Source organism: Thermus brockianus, from assembly GCF_001880325.1.
GTDB lineage: Bacteria > Deinococcota > Deinococci > Deinococcales > Thermaceae > Thermus > Thermus brockianus.
This window is the reverse complement of the sequence record NZ_CP016312.1, coordinates 564775-585216: the sequence shown is the minus strand read 5'-3', so window position 1 is coordinate 585216 and position 20442 is coordinate 564775. Positions and strand designations below refer to the sequence as shown.

Annotated in this window: 16 protein-coding genes, 1 tRNA gene and 1 riboswitch; of the genes, 5 read left to right on the top strand and 12 right to left on the bottom strand. The window is 66.9% G+C overall.

Translation table 11 applies throughout. From position 1 onward, the window contains the following. The first annotated feature begins 34 nt into the window (after positions 1-34). Both A0O31_RS02955 and A0O31_RS02950 read left to right on the top strand, forming a co-directional pair. Positions 35-772: an SIR2 family NAD-dependent protein deacylase gene (locus A0O31_RS02955; RefSeq protein WP_071676614.1), complete on the top strand. Its 738-nt coding sequence runs from the start codon at positions 35-37 to the stop codon at positions 770-772. After that, on the top strand, positions 759-1265 hold the full coding sequence (locus A0O31_RS02950) for a hypothetical protein (RefSeq protein WP_071676613.1): 507 nt from the start codon (positions 759-761) through the stop codon (positions 1263-1265). Before A0O31_RS02955 ends, A0O31_RS02950 begins: the two co-directional genes overlap by 14 nt. Here the strand turns inward: A0O31_RS02950 and A0O31_RS02945 are convergent. The 7 genes from A0O31_RS02945 to rpoB all read right to left on the bottom strand — a co-directional run bounded on the left by A0O31_RS02945 (position 1262) and on the right by rpoB (position 13535). Then, positions 1262-2746 (bottom strand): ABC transporter permease, encoded by a 1485-nt coding sequence (locus A0O31_RS02945; RefSeq protein ID WP_071676612.1) that lies wholly within the window; start codon positions 2744-2746, stop codon positions 1262-1264. The genes A0O31_RS02950 and A0O31_RS02945 overlap by 4 nt on opposite strands. 3 nt (positions 2747-2749) lie before the next feature. Further along, positions 2750-3784, bottom strand: coding sequence for a thiamine ABC transporter substrate-binding protein (locus A0O31_RS02940; RefSeq protein ID WP_071676611.1), 1035 nt, complete (start codon positions 3782-3784; stop codon positions 2750-2752). Between the two features lie 19 nt (positions 3785-3803). Continuing rightward, positions 3804-3897, bottom strand: a riboswitch (TPP riboswitch). Between the two features lie 5 nt (positions 3898-3902). Further along, positions 3903-4751, bottom strand: a complete 849-nt coding sequence (locus A0O31_RS02935) for an alpha/beta fold hydrolase (RefSeq protein ID WP_071676610.1) — start codon at positions 4749-4751, stop codon at positions 3903-3905. Beyond that, positions 4721-4960, bottom strand: coding sequence for a hypothetical protein (locus tag A0O31_RS02930; RefSeq protein WP_071676609.1), 240 nt, complete (start codon positions 4958-4960; stop codon positions 4721-4723). Before A0O31_RS02930 ends, A0O31_RS02935 begins: the two co-directional genes overlap by 31 nt. Further along, positions 4957-5535, bottom strand: coding sequence for a fuculose-1-phosphate aldolase (locus A0O31_RS02925; RefSeq protein ID WP_071676608.1), 579 nt, complete (start codon positions 5533-5535; stop codon positions 4957-4959). Before A0O31_RS02925 ends, A0O31_RS02930 begins: the two co-directional genes overlap by 4 nt. 57 nt (positions 5536-5592) lie before the next feature. Beyond that, positions 5593-10167, bottom strand: a complete 4575-nt coding sequence (gene rpoC / locus A0O31_RS02920) for a DNA-directed RNA polymerase subunit beta' (protein WP_071676607.1) — start codon at positions 10165-10167, stop codon at positions 5593-5595. Between the two features lie 11 nt (positions 10168-10178). After that, positions 10179-13535 (bottom strand): DNA-directed RNA polymerase subunit beta, encoded by a 3357-nt coding sequence (gene rpoB, locus A0O31_RS02915; protein WP_071676606.1) that lies wholly within the window; start codon positions 13533-13535, stop codon positions 10179-10181. Between the two features lie 220 nt (positions 13536-13755). On the opposite strand from rpoB, the gene A0O31_RS02910 reads away from it, so the two are divergent. Continuing rightward, positions 13756-13832 (top strand) — tRNA-Ile (locus A0O31_RS02910). A gap of 15 nt (positions 13833-13847) precedes the next feature. Here the strand turns inward: A0O31_RS02910 and A0O31_RS02905 are convergent. Both A0O31_RS02905 and sppA read right to left on the bottom strand, forming a co-directional pair. Continuing rightward, positions 13848-14267 (bottom strand): RDD family protein, encoded by a 420-nt coding sequence (locus tag A0O31_RS02905; RefSeq protein ID WP_071676605.1) that lies wholly within the window; start codon positions 14265-14267, stop codon positions 13848-13850. Further along, complete coding sequence (gene sppA / locus A0O31_RS02900) at positions 14261-15190, bottom strand: signal peptide peptidase SppA (protein ID WP_071676604.1); 930 nt, start codon at positions 15188-15190, stop codon at positions 14261-14263. The genes A0O31_RS02905 and sppA overlap by 7 nt, the downstream gene beginning before the upstream one ends. A gap of 188 nt (positions 15191-15378) precedes the next feature. Here sppA and A0O31_RS02895 point away from each other — a divergent pair, with 188 nt between their 5' ends. Together A0O31_RS02895 and A0O31_RS02890 are read left to right on the top strand one after the other, a co-directional pair. Next, positions 15379-16524 (top strand): class I SAM-dependent rRNA methyltransferase, encoded by a 1146-nt coding sequence (locus tag A0O31_RS02895; RefSeq protein WP_071676603.1) that lies wholly within the window; start codon positions 15379-15381, stop codon positions 16522-16524. A 52-nt stretch (positions 16525-16576) separates the two neighbouring features. Continuing rightward, positions 16577-17707 carry a citrate synthase/methylcitrate synthase gene (locus A0O31_RS02890; protein WP_071676602.1) on the top strand — a complete coding sequence of 377 codons (1131 nt, stop codon included), beginning with the start codon at positions 16577-16579 and terminating at the stop codon, positions 17705-17707. Positions 17708-17747: 40 nt separating this feature from the next. On the opposite strand, the gene A0O31_RS02885 is transcribed toward A0O31_RS02890, so the two are convergent. Genes A0O31_RS02885 through era form a run of 3 tightly spaced genes read right to left on the bottom strand, consistent with a single transcriptional unit; the run spans position 17748 to position 20389 of the window. Beyond that, positions 17748-18557 (bottom strand): HesA/MoeB/ThiF family protein, encoded by an 810-nt coding sequence (locus A0O31_RS02885; RefSeq protein WP_071676601.1) that lies wholly within the window; start codon positions 18555-18557, stop codon positions 17748-17750. Then, entirely contained in the window at positions 18558-19439 is an 882-nt protein-coding gene (locus A0O31_RS02880; RefSeq protein ID WP_071676600.1) for an acyltransferase, read from the bottom strand. It lies immediately after the preceding gene. Positions 19440-19483: 44 nt separating this feature from the next. Then, positions 19484-20389 (bottom strand): GTPase Era, encoded by a 906-nt coding sequence (era, locus tag A0O31_RS02875; RefSeq protein ID WP_071676599.1) that lies wholly within the window; start codon positions 20387-20389, stop codon positions 19484-19486. Positions 20390-20442: the final 53 nt, after the last annotated feature.

Genomic DNA, 20442 nt, shown 5'->3' with positions numbered 1-20442 from the left:
CCCCTTTAGCCTACCGCGCTAGGATGGGGTGAGGATGGCAGGGCTTGCCGAGGCGCGCAAGCGGCTTGAGGAGGCCAAACGGGTGGCGGTCCTCACGGGGGCCGGCATCTCCAAGCCCTCGGGCATCCCCACCTTCCGGGACGCCGAGGGGCTTTGGCGGAACTTTAACCCCTTGGAGTACGCCACCCCCGAGGCCTATGCCCGGGACCCGGAGAAGGTCTGGGCCTGGTACGCCTGGCGCATCGCCAAGGTGCGGGAGGCCAAGCCCAACCCCGCCCACCACGCCCTGGTGGAGCTGGAAAGGAGGGTGCTCGCCCGGGGGGGAAGCTTCCTCCTGGTGACGCAGAACGTGGACGGCCTCCATGCCTGGGCGGGGAGCCAGAACCTGGTGGAGCTCCACGGCAACCTCCTCCGGGCCCGGTGCGAGGCCTGCGGGGTGCGCTTCCCCCTTCCCGAGGCCTTCACGCCCCCGCCCTTCTGCCCGGCTTGCGGCCACCGGGCCCGGCCCGATGTGGTCTGGTTTGGGGAGTTCTTGCCCGAAGGGGCCTGGGAGAGGGCGGAGAGCGCCTTCGCCGAGGCGGACGTGGCCCTGGTGGTGGGCACCAGCGCCGAGGTGGAGCCCGCCGCCTCCTTGGGGCGCATCGCCTTCGCCGCCGGGGCTTACCTGGTGGAGGTGAACCCCGAGCCCACCCCCTTGACCCCCTTGGCCCACCTCTCCTTGCGCCAGGGGGCGGTGGAGGGGCTTGGGGCCTTGGTCTATGGGGAAGGCTAGCCTGCGCCTCCTCGCCGACCTGTGCACCCTGGGCCGGGGCGGGGTGGTCCTTCTCCTCCTGGGAGAGGTGGGGGAGGGGCCGGAAGCCTTGGCGAAGGTGGTGCACCTCCTCCTCCTGGGCTGGACCCTGGACGTTCTGGACGGCATGCTGGCCCGGGCCTCGAGGCGGCCCTCCCCCCTCGCCCCCTGGGACTATCCCCTGGACGCCGGCCTCGCCTGGGCGGGCTTCGCCTACCTGGTGGGGGCGGGCCTAGTGCCCGTGGGCCCTGGCCTCGCCTGGATGGTCGTGGCCCTCACCCTCCTCCTCCGCTACCCCAGCAAGAGCCTCTCCATGCTCCTCCAGGTGCCCGCCACCTTCGCCCCCTTCTATTTCGCCGCCTTCCTCGCCCCCGAGGCCTTCCGCATGGCCTTGCTCTGGGCCCTTTTGGCCCTCCTTCTGGACGGAAGGCGCTTCCTTGGGGTGGTGCGGGAGTTCCTGGAGGGGGCCTCCTAGCCCACCCTGCCCCGCCCCCGGTCCAGGAGGTAGAAGAGGAGCCCGGAGAGGAGGGCGAGGAAGGCCGCTAGGGCGAGGGCTTCCCGAAAAGGCCCTTCCCCAGGCCGGCCCAGGCGCTCGTAGATGGCGAGGGTGAGGGTGGTCCATTCGGGCCGCCAGAGCACCAGGCTGGCCCCGAACTCCCCCAGGATGGCGGCCAGGGCCAGGGCCACCCCGGAGGCCAGGGCGGGGCGGAGAAGGGGGAGCTCCACCCGTAGGAGGGCGCGGAACGGGGTAGCCCCCAGGGTCCTCGCCGCCTCCAGGAGGCTTGGGGGGAGGCTCTTTAGGGCCGGGAGAAGGGCGCGGGCGAGGAGGGGGTAGGCGAGGAGGGCGTAGGCGGTGAGGAGGAGGGCGAAAGAGCCCCGAAGGCCAGGGTAGGCCACCAGGTAGCCAAGCCCCACCGCCACCGGGCTCACCATGAGGGGAAGGAGGCCCAGGAGGTCCAAAAGCCCGCTCCGCCTCGCCGCCACCCCGTAGGCCACCCCTAGGGGCAAGGCCAGGAGGAGGGTGAGGAGGCTAAAGCGCAAGGTGTTGGCCAGGGCTAGGGAAAGGGGGGTGAAGTCCTCCGAGGTCCAGGCGGAGAGGAAGGCCTGGGGGCTTGCCCGGAGGAAAAGGGCGAAAAGGGGGGCGTAGAGGAGGAGGAAAAAGACCCCAAGCCCCACCGGGTAGGCCCAGGAGGCGGTGGGGAGGAGGGGGCCTGGGGGAAGGGGGTAGGCCCGGAGGCGCAGGTAGAGGAAAACCGCCATGGCCAGGGTAAAAAGCTGCCAGGCCATGAGGGCGGCCGCCTCGGGGAAGGCCAGGCGGTGGGCGAGGAGGGTGTAGACCTCCACCTCCAGGGTAGCGTACCTAGGCCCCCCCAGGAGGAGGGGTACCCCGAAGGCGGAGAAGGTGTAGAGGAAGACGAGAAGCCCCGCTCCCCCCAGGGCGGGGAGGAGGAGGGGAAGCCCCACCCGCAGGAAGGCGCGGAACGGGGTAGCCCCCAGGGTCCTCGCCGCCGCCAGGGGCCCCTCGAGGCCCAAGGCCACCGGGAGGAGGACCCTTAGGGCGAGCCCCAGGTTGTAGAAGACGGCCGCCAGGAGGAGGAGGGCGAAGGTGCCGTAAAGGTCCACCCCCAAGACCCCCCGGGGGCCCAGAAGGGCCAAAAACCCCAGGGCCACCACCGGGGTAGGGAGGACGAAGGGCAGGGTGGAAAGGGAAAGGTAAAAGGCCCTTAGGGGAAATCGCCGCCGGAAGAGGAAGGCCAAGGGAAGGGCGAGGGTAAGGGTGAGGAGGGCCGAGGTCAGGCCGTACCCCAGGCTAAAGCGGTAGCGTTCCCAGTAGTAGGGGTTGGTCCAGGCGCTCCAGAACCCTTCCCCTAGGCCCAAAAGGAGGATCCGGAAGAGGGGGTAGAAGAGGGCGAAGCCGAGGAAAAGGAGGACCAACCCCCCGGCGAGCCGCGCCATCCCCTAGCGCCGCCCCCGGCGCACCGCCTCCGGGCTTTGCCCCTGGAGGACCACCTTGGTCCACTCCTCAATCCAGCGCTCCCGGTTCTCCGCCATGCGCTTGGGGTCAAGCCGGACGCTTCCCAAGGGTTCCGGGGCGAAGCGGAAGACCTCGGGGAGCTTGGCGTCCCGGCGGGCGGGGTACATCCACATCTCCGTGGGGATGTTCTCCTGCACGGGGCGGGAGAGGAGCCAGTCCACGAGCCTCCTCGCCCCTTCCAGGTTCTTGGTGCCCTTTAGGATGCCCACGAACTCCACCTGGAAGAAGGCAAGCTCGGGGAAGAGGTTCCCCGTGGGGGGCTCTTGGTACTTGCCCTCGGAGTAGTAGACCTCGGCGGCGGGGCTGGTGGTGTAGGAGACCACGAGGGGCCTATCCCCCTTGTACAGGGTGAAGTGGGTGTAGTAGGCCTCGCTCCAGCCCTTGGCCACCCGCACCCCGCCGTCCCTAAGCCTGGCCCAGAAGTCCAGGTAGCCGTCCTCGCCGAAACGGGCCACGGTGGCCATGAGGAAGGCGAGGCCGGGGGAGCTGGTGGCGGGGTTTTGCACGACGAGGAGCCGGGCGTACTCGGGCCGCGCCAGGTCCTCGGGCGCCTTGGGCAGGGGCCTATTCTGGAAGTAGGCCTTATCGTAGTTCAGGCTTACCCAACCGTAGTCCACGGGGAGGGCCCGGAAGGTGGGGTCCAGGAGCAGGGTGGCCTTGAGGCTTTGGATCGCCGGGCTCCGGTAGGGGAGGAGGATGTCCGCCTCCAACGCCCGGGAAAGGAAGGTGTTGTCAAAGCCGTAGAGCACGTCGGCGATGGGGGCGTTCTTGGTGAGGATGGCCCGGTTCAGGGTCTCCCCGGCATCCCCCGCCTTGAGGATGCGGAGCTTGAGGCCCGTTTCCCGCTCAAACTGGGCGATGAGGCCCTTGTCCAGGGAGAAGCTTTGGTGGGTGAGGAGCGTGACCTCTTGGGCCAGGCCGAAGGCCAAAAGGAAAAGGAGCGCCAAGGCTTTCCGCATAAAACCCCTCCTTGTCACCGGGAGGGGCCCGTCACCTTCCCTACGCCGGCATTACCCGGATCAGGTTCCAAGGGTATCTCTCAGCCCCTTTTGGGGCACCCCCGGTGACGCCCTCAGTCTACCACCCTTGGGGGGTGAGGACCTGGGTGAGGGCGCTGCGGAAGGCCTCGCCGAAGGCCTCGGGGGCGTCAATCCAGGGGTAGTGCCCGGCCTCCGGCACCACGCGGATGGGTGCCCGAAGGCGCTCCGCCACCTCCTCGGCGTAGGGGTAGCTGGTGCCGTCCCGCTCCCCCACCACCACCGCCAAGGCCTTGGAGGAGGGGGTGAGGTAGGGGGTGTAGTCCAGGCGCCAAAGCCCGTTTTGCAGGAAGGCCAGGGCCGGGGTGTCGGGGCCTAGGATCCCCGAGCCCTCCGCCAGCCACTCGTACTCCAGGCGCCCCCTTGGGCTTGGGAACATGAGCCGGTCAAAGAGGAGCTTGGGCTCGGCCTTAGCCAAGGCGGCCTTGAGGTTTTCCTCGGGGTCTTCCCCTGGGGTCAGGCCCGCTGCCTCCGCCAGGCGGGCGGCAAGCCAGGGAAAGCTCACCCAAGGCCCGAGGAGCACGGCCCCTTCCGCCTCGGGGTAGCGGCGGAGGATCTCCAGGGCCACCACCGCCCCGAAGCCGTGGGCCAGGAGGCCAAACCGCTCTATCCCCAGGGCCTCGGCCAGGGCCAGGGTGTCCTCCACCAAGGCGTCCACGGTGAAAAGCCTGGGGTCTTGGGGAAGCTCCAGGCTCCGCCCCGAGCCCCGCTGGTCAAAGTAGACCACGCGGAAGCCCTCCAGGTAGTCCTGGAGCCCTTCCCGGAGGACGTAGGCGTTGCCCCCGGGCCCCCCGTGGAGGACCAGAAGGGCGGGGGCGTGGGGATCCCCCACGTCCTCCACGTAAAGCTCCGCCTCCCCTACGGGGATGTAGCCGATTTCTTCCCGCATCCCCTATAGACTACCCCATCCTCCAGGGTAAAGGCCCAGACCCGAACCCCCGGGAGGCCTTCCGCCAGGGCCCTGGCCTCCTCCGAGGCCCCGAAGACCTCCAGGAGGAAGACCCCTTCCCCCGCGAGGAGCCAGCAGGGGTGGGGAAGCTTGTGGGCCAGGGCCTCCAAGGCCTTCCGATCCTTGCCCTCCACGAAAAGCACCCTCATCCCTTTCCCCAAAGCCGGTGGTAGAGGAGGACCTCGGCGCTCTCCTCCAGGGTGGTGAGGAGGCTATAGGCCTCCAGAAGGGCCTCCTCCGGCTTTTCCTTCGTCCCTTTGGCGAAGGCCCCATGCCCTCTGAGGAGGCAGACGGGGTGGTGCCGCAGGGCCTCCGCCACCGCCAGGGCCGCCTCTTCCGTGGCGGAGGTGGTCTTGGGGGAGAGGACGGGGACCTCTTTGAGGTAGATCTGGCCCTCGAGGTCCAGGGGCACAAGTTTTTCCAAGCTCAGGGAAAGGGCCACCGCCACCCGAGGGTGGGCGTGGGCCAGGGCCATGGCGTCCGTGCGCCGGTAGACCTCCCGGTGGATGATGCTCTCCACGCTGGCCCCCGGGGGGAAGGGGCCCTCCAGGGGCACCTCCAGGAGGTCCTCCGGGGTGAGCCGCGCCTTCTGTACCCCGCTTTTGGTGATGAGAAAGCCCTCCTTAGTGCGGGCGGAAAAGTTGCCGGCGGTGGCGGAGATGAGGCGCTGGGCGAAAAGGTCCTCCCCCACCTGGCGGAAGGCGGTGTAGAGCCTAGCCAGCATGGCCCCATTATGCGGGAAAAGGCGGCGGGGAAGCCCCGCCGCCCCATAAGCCCGCCCTTAAGCTTGCTTGCCCGGTTGCTCCCGCCTGGGTGCCCGGCGGACGGGGGCCTCCTTGGTGGCCTCCACCGCTTCTTTGCGGGCCTCCTCCAGGGCCTTCAGGGTCTTCTGGTCCACCACCTGGGTGAAGCGCACGAAGTCCGAACCGGTGCCGGCGGGGATCAGGCGGCCCAGGATGACGTTCTCCTTGAGGCCGATGAGCTCGTCCTTCTTCCCGGCGATGGCCGCCTCGGTGAGGACGTGGGTGGTGTTCTGGAAGCTGGCGGCGGAAAGCCAGCTCTTGGTGGAGAGGGCGCTCTTGGTCACCCCCATGAGGAGGGGCTTCCAGGCCACCGGGGTCTTGCCCTCGGCGATGAGCCTTTCGTTCAGGGCCTCCACGTCCCACTTCTCCAGGACCTGGCCCTCCAGGAGGCGGCTATCCCCGGGGTCGGTCACCTCCACGTACTTGAGCATCTGCCGCACCACGATCTCAATGTGCTTGTCGTGGAGCTTCACGCCCTGGGCCCGGTAGACCTTCTGGATCTCGTCCACCAGGTAGCGCTCCACCGCCTCGGGACCTTTGGCCTCGAGGAGCTGGTGGGGATCAATGGCCCCGCGGGTGAGGGGTTGGCCCGCCTCCACGTAGTCCCCGTCCTTCACCACCAAGCGGGCGTCCTTGGGGAGCTTGTACTCCTTGGCGAAGCCTTCCGACTCCACGAAGACGGAAAGCTTGTCCTCGGTTTCCTCAATGCGCACCACCCCGTCAATCTCGGAGATGACGGCCTTGGCCTTGGGCCTGCGGGCCTCAAAGAGCTCAATGACCCGGGGTAGACCCTGGGTGATGTCCGTGCCCGTGGCCACACCGCCCGTGTGGAAGGTGCGCATGGTGAGCTGGGTGCCCGGCTCCCCGATGGACTCCGCCGCCACCACGCCCACCGCCTCGCCGATGGACACGGGCCGGGCCATGGAGAGGTCGTAGCCGTAGCACTTCTGGCAGACCCCGTAGCGGGTCTGGCAGGTGAGGGGGCTCCGCACCGGCACCTCCTTGATCTCCCCGGCCTCTGCCCCCTTGATGAGGAGGTTCACGTCCTCCAAGGAGAGGTAGCGGCCCTCCTCCAGCCGCACCCCCTGCACCTCCACCTCCCGGGCCAAAACCCGGCCGTAAAGCCCCGCCTCAATGTCCGAGCGCTTCCTTAGGCGCAGGGAACGGGTCACCTCGTCGGGCTGGAAGAGGGGGACGGAGATGTAGTTGGTGGTGCCGCAGTCCGCCTCCCGCACCACGATCTCGTGGGCCACGTCCACCAGCTTCCGCGTGAGGTAACCGGAGTCGGCGGTCCTCAAGGCGGTGTCCGCCCCACCCTTACGCGCCCCGTGGCTGGAGATGAAGTACTCCAAAACCGTGAGGCCCTCGCGGAAGGAGGAGCGCACCGGCACCTCAAAGGTTTCGCCCGAGGGCTTTTGCATGAGGCCCCGCATGCCGCAAAGCTGGCGGATCTGCTGCGGGTTACCCCGGGCCCCGGACTGGGCCATCACGTAAAGGGGGTTGAAGGGGTAGTTCTCCTCAAAGTTTTTGAAGACCGCCTGGGTGATCTTCTCCGTGGTCTCCGTCCAGAGCTGGATCACCTGGTCGTACCGTTCCCGGTCCGTGAGGAAGCCCATCTCGTAGGCCTGTTCAATCTGGCGGAGCTTGCGGTCGGCCTCCTCCAAGTACTTCTGCTTTTCCGCCGGGATCACGGCGTCGTCAATGCCGATGGTGATGCCGCTCGTGGTGGAAAGGGTGAAGCCGTAGTACTTGAGGGCGTCCAGAAGCCGGGCCGTTTTCTCAATGCCCAGGCGCAGGAAGGACTGGTAGACCAGGTCCTTGAGGGAGTTCTTTTCCTGGGGGACGTCCATCTGCAGGAGTTCCTGGGCTACCTTCTCGTCCCCCACCGCCTCCCCCACGATGCGGGCGAAGAGAATGCGGCCCGGGCTCGTCTCCAGCCGCTTGCCCAGGTAGCGCACCGTGACCACGTCCTGGAGGTCCAGGAGCCCGTGGGCCACGGCCAAAAGGGCCTCGTCGGGGTTGGCGAAGACGAACTTGAGCCGGCCCACGGTGGTCTCCTTGCCCGCCACCTTGATGGGGGCGTTCAGGGCCACCTCGCCCCGCTCGTAGGCGGCAAGGGCCTCCTCGGGGGTGGCGAACTCGAGGCCTGCCCCCTTCTTCTCCCGCCGCACCTGGGTGATGTAGTAAAGCCCCAGGATGATGTCCCGGCTGGGCTTGGCCAGGGGTTCGCCGGAGGCGGGGGAGAGGAGGTTGTGGGCGGAGAGCATCTGGATCCGGGCCTCCGCCTGGGCGAAGGAGGAAAGCGGCACGTGCACCGCCATCTGGTCCCCGTCAAAGTCGGCGTTGAAGGCTTCGCAGACCAGGGGGTGGAGCTGGATGGACTGCCCCTCCACCAAGACGGGCTGGAAGGCCTGGATGCCCAGGCGGTGCAGGGTGGGGGCCCGGTTCAGGAGGACCACCTTCCCGTGGATCACCTCCTCCAGGGCGTCCCACACCTCGTCCTTGATGTCCCGCTGCCGCTCCAGCATGCGCCTGGCCGCCTTGACGTTGGGAGCGATACCCTTTTCCTCCATCTTCTTGAGGAGGAAGGGCTTGAAGAGCTCCAGGGCCATGCGCTTGGGCAGGCCGCACTGGTGGAGCTTGAGCTGGGGACCCACCACGATCACCGAGCGGCCCGAGTAGTCCACCCGTTTGCCCAAGAGGTTCTGCCGGAAGCGGCCCTGCTTGCCCGAGAGGACGTCGGTGAGGCTCCGCAAGGGGCGGTCGGAGCCGGGGTTGGTCACGGGGGCCCCGCGGCGGCCGTTATCGATCACGGCGTCCACCGCCTCCTGGAGCATGCGCTTCTCGTTGCGGATGATGATCTCCGGGGCCCCTTGGGCGAGGAGCTTCTTCAGGCGGTTGTTGCGGTTGATGAGGCGACGGTAGAGGTCGTTGAGGTCGCTGGTGGCGAAGCGGCCCCCGTCCACCTGGACCATGGGGCGGAGGTCCGGGGGCAGGACGGGGACGGCCTCGAGGATCATCCACTCCGGCCGGTTGCCGGAGTCCAGGAAGGCCCGCACCACCTCGAGGCGCTTCCGGGCCTTGGCCCGCCGGGCCCGGGAGGGGTGCTTCATCTCCTCCAAAAGCTCCTTTTCCAGCTTCTCCAGGTCCAGCTCCTTGAGGAGGGCCTGGATGGCCTCGGCCCCCATGCGGGCGTCAATGTCGTAGGACTCCACCACCCGCACCACGTTGCGGACCAGGTCCACCTCCACCCGGCCGTAGATCTCGCTCTTGACCTTGCCCCCGTCCGCCAGCACGTCCCCGGGGGCCACCCGGTCCCCGGTGGAGACCTCCACGTCGTCCTCAAAGGGGTAGACCTTGGCCTTCATCACCACGATGCTGGCGGGCTCGTGCAGGTGGACCACGCCCTCGGCCTCGGCGATGACCTCTTCCTCGGGGTCAATGGCGGCCACGATCTTGTCCCCCGGCTCCACCTTGGCGCCCTCGGGCACCACCACGTTCATGTGGGGGGCCACCCGGTACTCCTTGGGCTCGGTCCATTCCAAGGAGAGGGTGAGGTAGACCTGGTCCCCTTCCTCCTCCGCCCCCACCACCTTGGCGTGCATGTGCCGGGGTAGGCGCAAAAGGCCCTTGCCTTCCGCCAGGGGCTGCCCCGCCTCCACGATCTCCCCCTGCACCACCTGGGGTACAAGCCCCACGGGGAGGAGGTAGCGGGCCACGGGCTCCTCGTTTTGCAGGAGGGTGAGGAGGTAGCCTTCCTGAAGTTCCTTAAGCTCCACCACCCCTTCCTCCTCGGCCCGCAGGAGGTAGGGCTCGGCAAGCTCCGCCAGGATCTCCCCGGGCTTATAGGCCTCCTTCTCCACCCAGGCGGCGAGGGGCAGGCGCACGGAGGCCCGTTCCCTCTTCAGGTAGTCCACCACCACCCGGCGGGGGAAGCGGTAAAGGGCCACCCCGTCCATGCGGCTCACCACCCCGGGGGCGAGCTCCTGGCCCTTTACCACCTCCTCCCCGTCCTTCACCAGGGCGTCCGTCCCCGTGGGCAAGGGGTAGGTTTCCTGCTTGCCGTAGCGGAGCTCCCGGTACTCCTCGTCGCTGAGGAGCTGGCGCTTCTCCACGGGGATGCCGTTCAGGATGGCCCCTTTAGGGTCCAGGACGATGTACTTGCTGAAGTAGAGCACCTGCTCCAGCTCGGTGGCGGAGAGGTCCAAAAGGGTGCCGATCTTGGAGGGTACGTCCTTGACGAACCAGATGTGGGCGGCGGGGGTGGCGAGCTCAATGTGCCCCATGCGGTAGCGGCGCACGATGCTCTTGGTCACCTCCACGCCGCAGCGCTCGCAGACCTTGCCCTCAAAGCGCTGGCGCTTGTACTTGCCGCAGGCGCACTCGTAGTCCTTGATGGGGCCGAAGATGCGCTCGTCAAAGAGCCCGTCCCGCTCGGGCTTTAGCGTGCGGTAGTTGATGGTTTCCGGCTTCTCCACCTCCCCGTAGCTCCAGGAACGGATCTTCTCCGGGGAGGCCAGGGCGATGCGGACCTTGCGAACTTCCTTTTTCATCTTTCCTCCAGTTAGCGCTTGGATGCCAGCCCCTCAAAGATGTCCACGGGATTGTCCTTTTCGTCCAGGGTCTGCACGTCCAGGGCCAGGGCTTGGAGCTCCTTCACCAAGACGCGGAAGGACTCGGGCACGCTGGGCTCGGGCACGTCCTCGCCCTTGATGATGGCCTCGTACGCGGCGTTGCGGCCTTCTATGTCGTCGGACTTGAGGGTGAGCATCTCCTGCAGGGTGTGGGCGGCCCCGTAGGCCTCGAGGGCCCACACCTCCATTTCGCCGAAGCGCTGGCCACCGAACTGGGCCTTGCCCCCCAAGGGTTGCTGGGTGATGAGGGAGTAGGGGCCGGTGGAACGGGCGTGCATCTTGTCCTCCACCATGTGGTAGAGCTTCATGATGAACATCTGCCCCACCACGATGGGCCCCTCAATGGGCTCTCCGGAGCGGCCATCGTAGAGGACCACTTTGCCCTGCGTGAAGAGCTCCTTGAGCTGCTCCTCTGGGGTCTTGTCCGGGCTCACCAGGCCGAGCTTCGCCGCCCGGGCCAGGACCTCCTGTTCCCGCTTGTCCACGCCGAAGCCCTCCGCCTTCCGCTTGCCGAAATACAGGTCAAAGGCCTCGGCCAAGAGGGCCTTGATCTCGGGCTCCGTGGCCCCGTCAAACACCGGGGAGATGTAGCGCTGGCCCAGGAAGTACCCGGCCAAGCCCAGGTGGGTTTCCAGGATCTGCCCCAGGTTCATCCGGCTGGGCACGCCCAAGGGGTTCAGAATCACGTCCACCGGGGTGCCGTCCGGAAGGTGGGGCATGTCCTCTACGGGCAGGATCTTGGCCACCACGCCCTTGTTCCCGTGGCGGTTGGCGAGCTTATCCCCCACCTGGAGCTTGCGCTTTTGCGCCACAAAGACCCGCACCACCTCCCGCACCCCAGGCTTAAGCTCCACCCCTGGGTCCCCCCGCCTAAGGCGCAGGGTGCCCACCACGATGCCCCCTTCCCCAGGGGGCACCCGCAAGGAGGTGTCCTTCACGTCCCGAGCCTTCTCGCCGAAGATGGAGCGGAGGAGGCGTTCCTCGGGCGAGGGTTCCTGCTCGCCTTTGAAGCTGGTCCGGCCCACCAGGATGTCCCCGGGTTTTACCTCGGCGCCGATGCGCACCACGCCCTCCTCGTCCAGGTCGCGCAAGGCGGCCTCGGAGAGGTGCGGGATGTCCCGGGTGATGCGCTCGGGGCCAAGCTTGGTGTCCCGGGCCTCTATCTCGTAGCGCTCAATGTGGATGGAGGTGTAGAAGTCCCGCTTCAGGAGCTCCTCGCTGATGACGATGGCGTCCTCAAAGTTGTAGCCGTCAAAGGGCATGATGGCTACCAGGACGTTCTGCCCCAGGGCCAAAAAGCCCCCTTCCGAGGCGGGGCCGTCCGCCAGGAGGTCCCCCTTCTTCACCCTTTGCCCCACCACCACCCGGGGGCGTTGGTCCAGGGCGGTGCCCTGGTTGGAGCGCACGTAGCGGCGTAAGGGGTGTTCCACCAGGCGCCCGTCGGCGTAGCGCACGGCGATGCGGCGCCCATCCACCGCCACCACCTCGCCGTCCTCCTCGGCGTACAGGGCGGCCAAGGAGTCCCGCACCACCCGCTCCTCGAGGCCCGTCATCACCACGGGGGCCTGGGCGCGGATAAGGGGCACCGCCTGGGTCTGCATGTTGGAACCCATCAGGGCCCGGTTGGCGTCGTCGTGCTCCAGGAAGGGGATGAGGTTGGTGTTCACGGAGAAGACCTGCTTGGGGGAGACGTCCATGAACTCCACCTCCTCCGGGCTCACGATGACGGGCTCCCCCCGCCTTCTCGCCACCACCCGGTCCGTGGCGATGCGGCCTCCCTCCACGGGGGTGTTGGCCTGGGCGATGGTGTAGCGGTCCTCCTCCGTGGCGGTCATGTAGACCACCTCGTCCGTCACCACCCCGTTCACCACCCGGCGGTAGGGGGTGCGGATAAACCCGAGGGCATCCACCCGGGCGTAGGCGGCCAAGGAGGTGATGAGGCCGATGTTGGCCCCTTCCGGGGTCTCCACCGGGCAGATGCGGCCGTAATGGGTGCGGTGGACGTCGCGCACGTCAAAGCCCGCCCGCTCCCGGGTGAGGCCGCCAGGGCCCAAGGCGGAGATCCTCCGCTTGTGGCGCAAGGAGGAGAGGGGGTTGGTTTCGTCCTTGAACTGGGAAAGCTGGCTGCGGCTAAAGAACTCTCGGATGGCAGCCTCGAGGGGCCGGTTGTTCACGAGCTTGGCCGGGGTCAAGGTGTCCCCACCCATGACCATGCGCTCCCGCACCCCACGGGCCAGGCGGCTTAGGCCCACCCGGAACTGGTCGGCCATGAGCTCCCCCACGGTGCGGATGCGCCGGTTGCCCAGGTGGTCAATGTCGTCCACCTCGTGGCCCGGCACCCCGGCGGTGAGGGCGAAGAGGTAGCGGAGGGTGGGCAGGAAGACCTCATCCTTGAACTCCCCGTCCTCAAAGCGGGCCAGGGTGCGGCCCGAAAGGCGGATGCCAAGCTTCTCCTCCGCCTTGTAGCGGCCCGCCTCCCCCAGGTCGTAGCGCCGGGGGTCGGCCAGCAGGCCGTAGAGGTAGGCCAAGGCCTTGTCCTTCTTGGGCGGGTCCCCAGGGCGGAGCAGGGTGAAGAGGCGCACCAGGGCTTCCTCGGGGCGCATGGAGAGCACCGCCTCGTCCAGAAGCCCCTGCACCAGGTCCCCGTAGGCCCCAAGCTCCCGGTTTAGGGTTTCGGCATCGTACCCCAGGACCCGGAGGAGCAGGACCAGGGGGAACTTGCGCTTGTTGACCTTCATGGAGACGGTGCCGTTCTGCTCCAGCTCCAGGTCAATCCAAGGCCCCCGCTTGGGCAGGGGGATGATGCTGGCGATGTACCGCCCTAAGCGGGCCGGGTCCGGGGTGAAGTAAACCCCAGGGGAGCGGTGGATCTGGGAGACGATGACCCGGTCGGCCCCGTTGATGATGAAGGAGCCGTCCTCGGTCATCAGGGGGATGTGGCCCAAGAAGACCTCGTCCTCCTTGATCAGCCCCGTGTCCTTATGGATGAGCTGGAGCCGGGCGTAAAGGGGGGCCTGGTAGGTAAGGTCCTTCTGCCGGCACTCATCGGGTGGGAAAGGCGGTTCGCCGATGCGGTACTCCAAAAAGTCCAGGACCAGGCCGCCCTTGCCCTTGTCGCCCTCCTCAATGGGGAAGGTCTCCTTGAAGGCCGCCTGGATGCCCACGTTCTCCCGCTTTTCCGGGGGCACGTCGGCCTGGAGGGCCTTTTGGTAGGAAGCCACTTGGATTTCCGTAAGGGGAGGAAGGAGAATGACCTCTCGGATGCGACCGAACCGCTTAATCTCCATGCGTCACCTCAAAGGGGTAAGCGGGCCGCCCGAGGTAAGCTAACAGGGTTCTTCCGCAAGGGGAGTGCCCCTTGCGGTGGCTGGCTCTTACCGTGCTCCCTTGGCCCGACCAAAGAGCACAAACTGTAGCTTACAGGAGGTGGCCTAGCCCCGTCAATCCCCAAAGCCGGAAGGTCTTGACGCGCTGGGTATTCCTGGCTAAGCTAGACGTTGCGTGCGGGGGCGATTAGCTCAGCTGGTCAGAGCGCACGCCTGATAAGCGTGAGGTCGGTGGTTCAAGTCCACCATCGCCCACCACGGAGACCCCGGGCCCTAGGGCCCGGGGTTTGGGTTTTCCACCCGCACCACCAAGGTGTCGGCGATGAGGTCGTGCCAGGCTTGGCGCTTGGGGTGGAAGAAGGCCCAGAGGTAGCCGAGGAGAAGGGGCAGGGTGGAAAGGGTTTTGCCCACCACCTCCCGCATGAAGGCGGTGAGCCAGTCCACCGGTTTCCCGTCCAGCCGCACCACTTTGATCCCCAAGAGCATCTTCCCGGGGGTGGCCCCGTAAAGGGCGGTGAAGGCCACGTAGTAGGCCCAACCGGGTAGCCATTGGAAGAGGAGGTCCTGGGCCAGGGTGGTGGGGCCCAAGGGGTTTACCCCCGCTAGGGCCATGAGGAGGAGGGAGAGGGGCACGAGGACCAGGCTGTCCAGCAAGGAAGCCACAAGCCGCCGCCAGGGGCTCGCCACTACCATAGCCCACCTCCCAAGTAGCGGTACTCCAGGCGGAAGCGGCTTTGCGAGAGGAGGCCGAGGAGGGCTTCCGCTTCCCCCAGGCCAAGGGGGTTTTCCTCGCCGATAAGCTCCTGGAGGAGGCTCTTGGGCTTCTCGTACCGCACGAGCCGGAAGGTGCTAAGGCCAGCGAGCTCCGCTGCCCTTTGGGCAGCGTCCTCCAGGTAGCCTTCCCGGTCCACGAGGCCCAGGGCCACCGCTTGCTGGCCCGAGTAGATGCGGCCATCGGCCAAAGCCCTCACCCTTTCCAAGGGAAGGTTCCTTCCCTCGGCCACCCTGCGGACGAAAAGCTCGTAGGCCTCCCGCATGTAGGCCTTTAGCACGGCCTTTTCCTCCGGCGTGAGGGGCTTGAGCCCGGAGGCCATGTCCTTCAGGGCACCCTCCTTTAAGACCTCCACCCTAAGCCCTAGCTTTTCCAGAAGGCCGCTCACCTCGGGGATGACGGAGATGACCCCGATGGAGCCCGTGAGGGCCGTGGGTGGGCTGAAGATTTCCTGGGCGGCGGTGGCGGCGTAATAGCCGCCGCTTGCCGCCACGCTGCCCAAAGCCGCCACGAGGGGCTTGGCCTCCGCCAGGGCCTTCAGGCTCCGGTGGATGGCCTCGGTTTCCGTGACCCCGCCTCCGGGGCTGTCCACCAGGAGCACCACGGCCCGTACGCTTTCGTCCTCCCGGGCCTGGCGCACCTGGGAGAGGAGGTCCTCCAGGGCCTTGCCTGTGGGGATGCTTCCCTTTAGCTCCAGGAGGAGGACCTTTTCCCCTGTGCCGTATAGGGTAGATTCCCGCCACGTCCTTCCCGCCTCCCGGAAGCCCAGGCGGCCGAGGCCCACCACCACCAGGGCCACAACCCCTAGGAAGAGGAGGAGGGCTAGCCAGCGCTTCTGGTTCATAACCCTAGTTCAACATTCCCTTTTCAAAAAAGCAATGGGGAAGGCTGTGTGTTCCCGTTGTCCTGGGCTTAGGGGGAAAGCCTTTGGGGGGTCTTGGCACGGGGGTTGGGAAGGCTGGCTTCGCCAGGGGTTTACGCGCCCCCTCGGGCGCGGCTCGAATGCCTAGCCCTTCAGGGTATCCTTAGGCCGTGTTGCGGGTGGTGGTCCGGCCAGGCAAGGAGCGGAAACTGAGGAACTTCTACCCCAACCTCTACCGGGACGAGATCCAGGAGGCTCCTCCCGAGGCGGGGGTAGCGGAAGCGGTGGCGGCGGATGGGGGTTTCCTGGCGGTGGGCTACTACGATCCCCGCTCCAAGGTGCCTTTCCGAGCCTTCCGCTTTGACCCTGGGCCCTTGGACCGCCGCTTTTTCATCGGCCGCTTCCAGAGGGCTTTGCGGAAGCGGGAAGGGCTTGGGGTGTTCTACCGCCTGGTCCATGGGGAAGCGGACGGGCTTCCTGGGCTCGTGGTGGACCGCTTTGGGGAGGTATTGGTCCTCCAGGTGCGTTCCCGGGGCATGGAGGCCTTGCGGGGGGTGTGGTTGCCCGCTCTCCTCGAGGCCACCTCGCCCAAGGGCGTCTACGAGCGGAGCGACGTGGAGGCGAGGCGGCAAGAGGGTTTGCCCGAGCGGGTGGGGGTGGTCCATGGGGAGGTACCGGAGGTCTTGGAGGTGGAGGAGGACGGTCTCCTTTTCCCCATCCCCTTGGCCCTGGCCCAGAAGACCGGGTTTTACCTGGACCAGCGGGAAAACCGCCGCCTCTTTGAGGCCCTGGTCCGGCCCGGGGAGCGGGTTCTGGACGTGTTTAGCTACGTGGGGGGCTTCGCCCTCCGGGCCGCGCGGAAAGGGGCCTACGCCCTGGCGGTGGACAAGGACCTGGCGGCTCTTTCTGTCCTGGACCGGGCGGCCCTGCGGGCGGGGCTTCGGGTGGATATCCGCCAAGGCGAGGCCCTGGAGGTGCTAAAGGCGCTGGAGGGCCCGTTCCACCATGTCCTCCTGGACCCGCCCACCCTGGTGAAGCGCCCGGAGGAGCTTCCCGCCATGAAGCGCCACCTGGTGGACCTCGCGCGGGAGGCCCTGAGGCTCCTCGCCCCAGGGGGGTACCTCTGGCTTTCCGCCTGCAGCTACTACCTCAAGGTGGAGGACCTTCTGGAGGTGGCCCGTCGGGCTGCCGCAGACCGGGGGGTGCGCTTGCGGGTGCACACCGTCACCTACCAGCCCCAGGACCACCCCTGGAGCCTCCACGTGCCGGAAAGCCTCTACCTCAAGACGCTCATCCTGCAAGAGGATGCCCTCTGAGGGGGTATGATGGGAGGCGAAGCACCCTTGGGGTGCGTAAAAGGAGGCTAGTATGGAAGTGGCACGGGGTCTAGAAGGTGTGCTGTTCACGGAAAGCCGGATGTGCTTCATTGACGGGGAGGCGGGAAAGCTCTACTACTACGGCATCCCCATCCAGGAGCTTGCCGAAAAGAGCACGTTTGAGGAAACCACCTTCCTCCTCCTCCACGGCAGACTACCCAAGCGAGAAGAGCTACAAGCCTTCAAAAGGGATTTGGCTTCCCGCCGCGCCCTGCCGGAGCATCTCCTGGAGTCCTTCCGGCGCTATCCCGTTTCGGCCCACCCTATGAGCTTCCTGCGCACCGCCGTCTCCGAGCTGGGCATGCTGGATCCCGCAGAGAACGACATCTCCAAGGAAGCCCTCTACCAAAAGGGCCTGGACCTCATCGCCAAGTTCGCCACCATCGTGGCCGCCAACAAGCGGCTTAAGGAAGGGAAAGCCCCCATCCCCCCGCGGGAGGACCTTTCCCACGCCGCCAACTTCCTCTACATGGCGAACGGGGTGGAGCCTTCCCCGGAGCAGGAAAGGCTCATGGACGCTGCCCTGATCCTGCATGCGGAGCACGGCTTTAACGCCAGCACCTTCACCGCCATCGCCGCCTTTTCCACGGAAACCGACCTCTACTCCGCCATCACCGCCGCCGTGGCCTCCCTCAAGGGCCCCAGGCACGGCGGGGCCAACGAGGCGGTGATGAAGATGATCCGGGAGATCGGTACCCCGGAAAGGGCCCGGGATTGGGTGCGGGAAAAGCTCGCCAAGAAGGAGCGCATCATGGGCATGGGCCACCGGGTCTACAAGGCCTTTGACCCGCGGGCCGGGGTCTTGGAGCGCCTGGCCCGTTTGGTGGCGGAAAAGCACGGCCACTCCCAGGAGTACCAGATCCTCAAGATCGTGGAAGAGGAAGCGGGGAAGGTGCTCAACCCCCGGGGCATCTACCCCAACGTGGACTTCTACTCCGGGGTGGTCTACTCCGACCTAGGCTTTGGTCTGGAGTTCTTCACCCCCATCTTTGCCGTGGCCCGCATCGCCGGCTGGGTGGGGCACATCCTGGAGTACAAGGAGCTGGACAACCGCCTCCTCCGCCCCGACGCCAAGTACATCGGGGAGTTGGACAGGCCCTATATCCCCTTGGAGGAGCGCTAAGGTCCTTGGGGGGCTTGGGGCGTAAGGCCCCAGGCCCCTTTTACAGGCCACAAAAGGCTTCGTAGTCTATGAGTTCCCGTTGCGTGGGGTTATCCCCGCACACGGGGCAGGTGGGGTTGCGGCGCACCTTGAGCTTGCGGAAGCTGGCCTCCAGGGCATCGTAGAGGAGGAGGTGGCCCGCCAAGGGCTTACCCAGGCCCAAGAGGACCTTGAGGACCTCCGCCCCCATCAGGGCCCCCACCACGCCCGGAAGCACGCCGAAGACCCCGGCCTCGGCGCAGGAGGGGACGGAGCCGGGTGGCGGGGGTTTGGGGAAGAGGCACCGGTAACAAGGCCCCATGGTCCCTTCCTCCGTGGGGTGGTGGAAGACCGCCACCTGTCCGTCAAACTGGTAGATGGCCCCGAAGACCAGGGGCTTGTTGAGGAGAACGGCGGCGTCGTTCACCAGGTAGCGGGTGGGGAAGTTGTCGGAAGCGTCCACCAGGACCTGGTAGTCCTTGAGGATTTCCAGGGCGTTTTCCGAGGTGAGGCGGACGGGGTAGGCGTCAATCCGGACCAGAGGGTTTAGGGCCTGGAGGCGCTCCTTGGCCGCCAGGGCCTTGGGCTTGCCCACGTCCTCCGTGGCGTAGAGCACCTGGCGGTGGAGGTTGGAAAGCTCCACCCGGTCCATCTCCACAATCCCCACCCGGCCCACGCCCGCCGCCACCAGGTACTGGAGGACGGGCACGCCTAGGCCCCCGGCCCCCACCACGGCCACGGAGGCCTCCCTAAGCCGGGCCTGCCCTTCCGGCCCCACCTGGGGCAGGATCATCTGCCGGTGGTAGCGGTCCAGTTCCTCCTTGGTCCACATCTAGGCCTCCCGGGTGCCGAAGCCGGGGGGGAGGAAGTCGGGGTAGTCGGGGTTGCCCTTGCGGTCGGGAAGCCTCGGGACGAGGTCCGAGGGGTGGGGCTCCCCCTTGCGGCAGTAGGGGCAGTCGTGGCGCACCTTGTAGCGCACGGGGCGGGCGGGGATGCCCAAGGCGATGGCGTGGGGGGGGATGTCCCGGGTAACCACGGCCCCCGTGCCCACCATGGCGTCGTCTCCGATGCGCACCCCGGCCAGGATGGTGGCGTGGTAGGTGATGCGCACCCCGCTGCCGATGAGGGTTTCCTTCAGGGTCACGTCGGGGGAGGCCAGGACGTGGTGGGTGTGGCTGTAGACGTTGACGTAATCGGAAAGGGAGGTCCGGTCGCCGATCTTAATCCCCCCGATATCGTCCAAGAAGACGTAGCGGTGGACCACCACGTCGTCCCCTAGCTCCAGGTTGTAGCCCACGGAGAACTCCACGTTCTGGAAGAACTTGGGGTTTTTCCCCACCCGCTTGAAGATGAAGGGGGCCAAGGCCCGCCGTAGGGCCACCCCGGAATGGACGGACTGGCCGATGGGGGTGAGGTCCAGGACCTTCCAGAACCAGAGGAGGGGCTTCACCTTTCGGAACTTCTCCAGGTCGGTGGCGGCGTAGTACTCCGCCTCAAAGGTGATGCCCTCGGGGTCCAAGGCCATGGCCGCCAAGGGGTTCACTTCCAGGAGCTCGGGGTAGGGCCGGCCATAGAGGAGGCGGGCAAGCTCCTCCCGCACCAGGGCGTTCCGGTCCACGCCGGGGTCGGAAAGCTTTTCCGTGAGGCTTCCCAAGTAGCGGTCCAGGGCCTTCTGGTGCAGGGGGGCGATTTCGCGGGGAAGGAGCCAGGGCATAGGGTTATGCTACCCTTCCCGTGCCCAAGGGAAAACCCCCGGGCTCACCCTATGGAGGAGCGGTAGCCGAGTTCCCGTAGGGCCTCGGGGTCCTTGCGCCAGTCGGGGTAGACCTTGACCTCGAGGTCCAGGTACACCTTCCGGTTCAGGAAGACCTCCAGCTGCTTCCTGGCCGCCTGGCCGATTTCCTTGAGCTTCCGCCCCCCCTCCCCGATGACGATGCCCTTTTGCGAGGGGCGTTCCACGTAGAGGAGGGCTTTGATGTACAAAACCCCGTTTTCCCGCTCCGCCACCTCCTCGGTCTTCACGGCGATGGCGTAGGGTACCTCGTGCCAAAGCCGCTTCATGGCCTCTTCCCGGATGATCTCCGCCACCCATTCCCCGAAGTCCTGGTCGCTTTTGGCGAAGTCCTCGGGGTAGAAGAAGGGACCCTCGGGCAAAAGGGCCAAGAGTTCGGCTTTAAGCCCCGCCACCTGCTTCTCGTCCAAGGCGGAGAGCATCCGGGGTTCGGCCTCGGGCAGAAGGGCGTGGTAGGCCTTAAGGGCCTCCTCGGGGTACTTGGCGGCGTCCAGCTTGTTTCCCACGAGGAGGATGGGGACCTTGCCCACCAGGGGCTTGAGCGCCTTGGCCACCAGCTCGTCCTCCGGGGTGGGGGGGTGGCGCAGGTCCACCACCCAGACCACGGCGTTCACGTCCGCCAAGGCCTCGTAGACCTCCTGGTCCATGAATTCCCCCAGGGCGTCCATGGGCTGGTGCAGGCCCGGGGTGTCCACGAAGACGATCTGGCGGTTCCCCTCGGTGAGGATCCCCCTGAGGCGTTTCCTCGTGGTCTGGGGTTTGGGGCTGATGGGGGCCACCTTGACCCCCAGGAGGTTGTTGAGCAGGGTGGACTTGCCCACGTTGGGCTTGCCCACGAGGGCGATGAAACCGGAATACGTCTTTTCGCTCATGGTTTAGGTGATCCCGGCTTCCTGGATTTGGCCAAGGGGCCAGAAGCCGGACC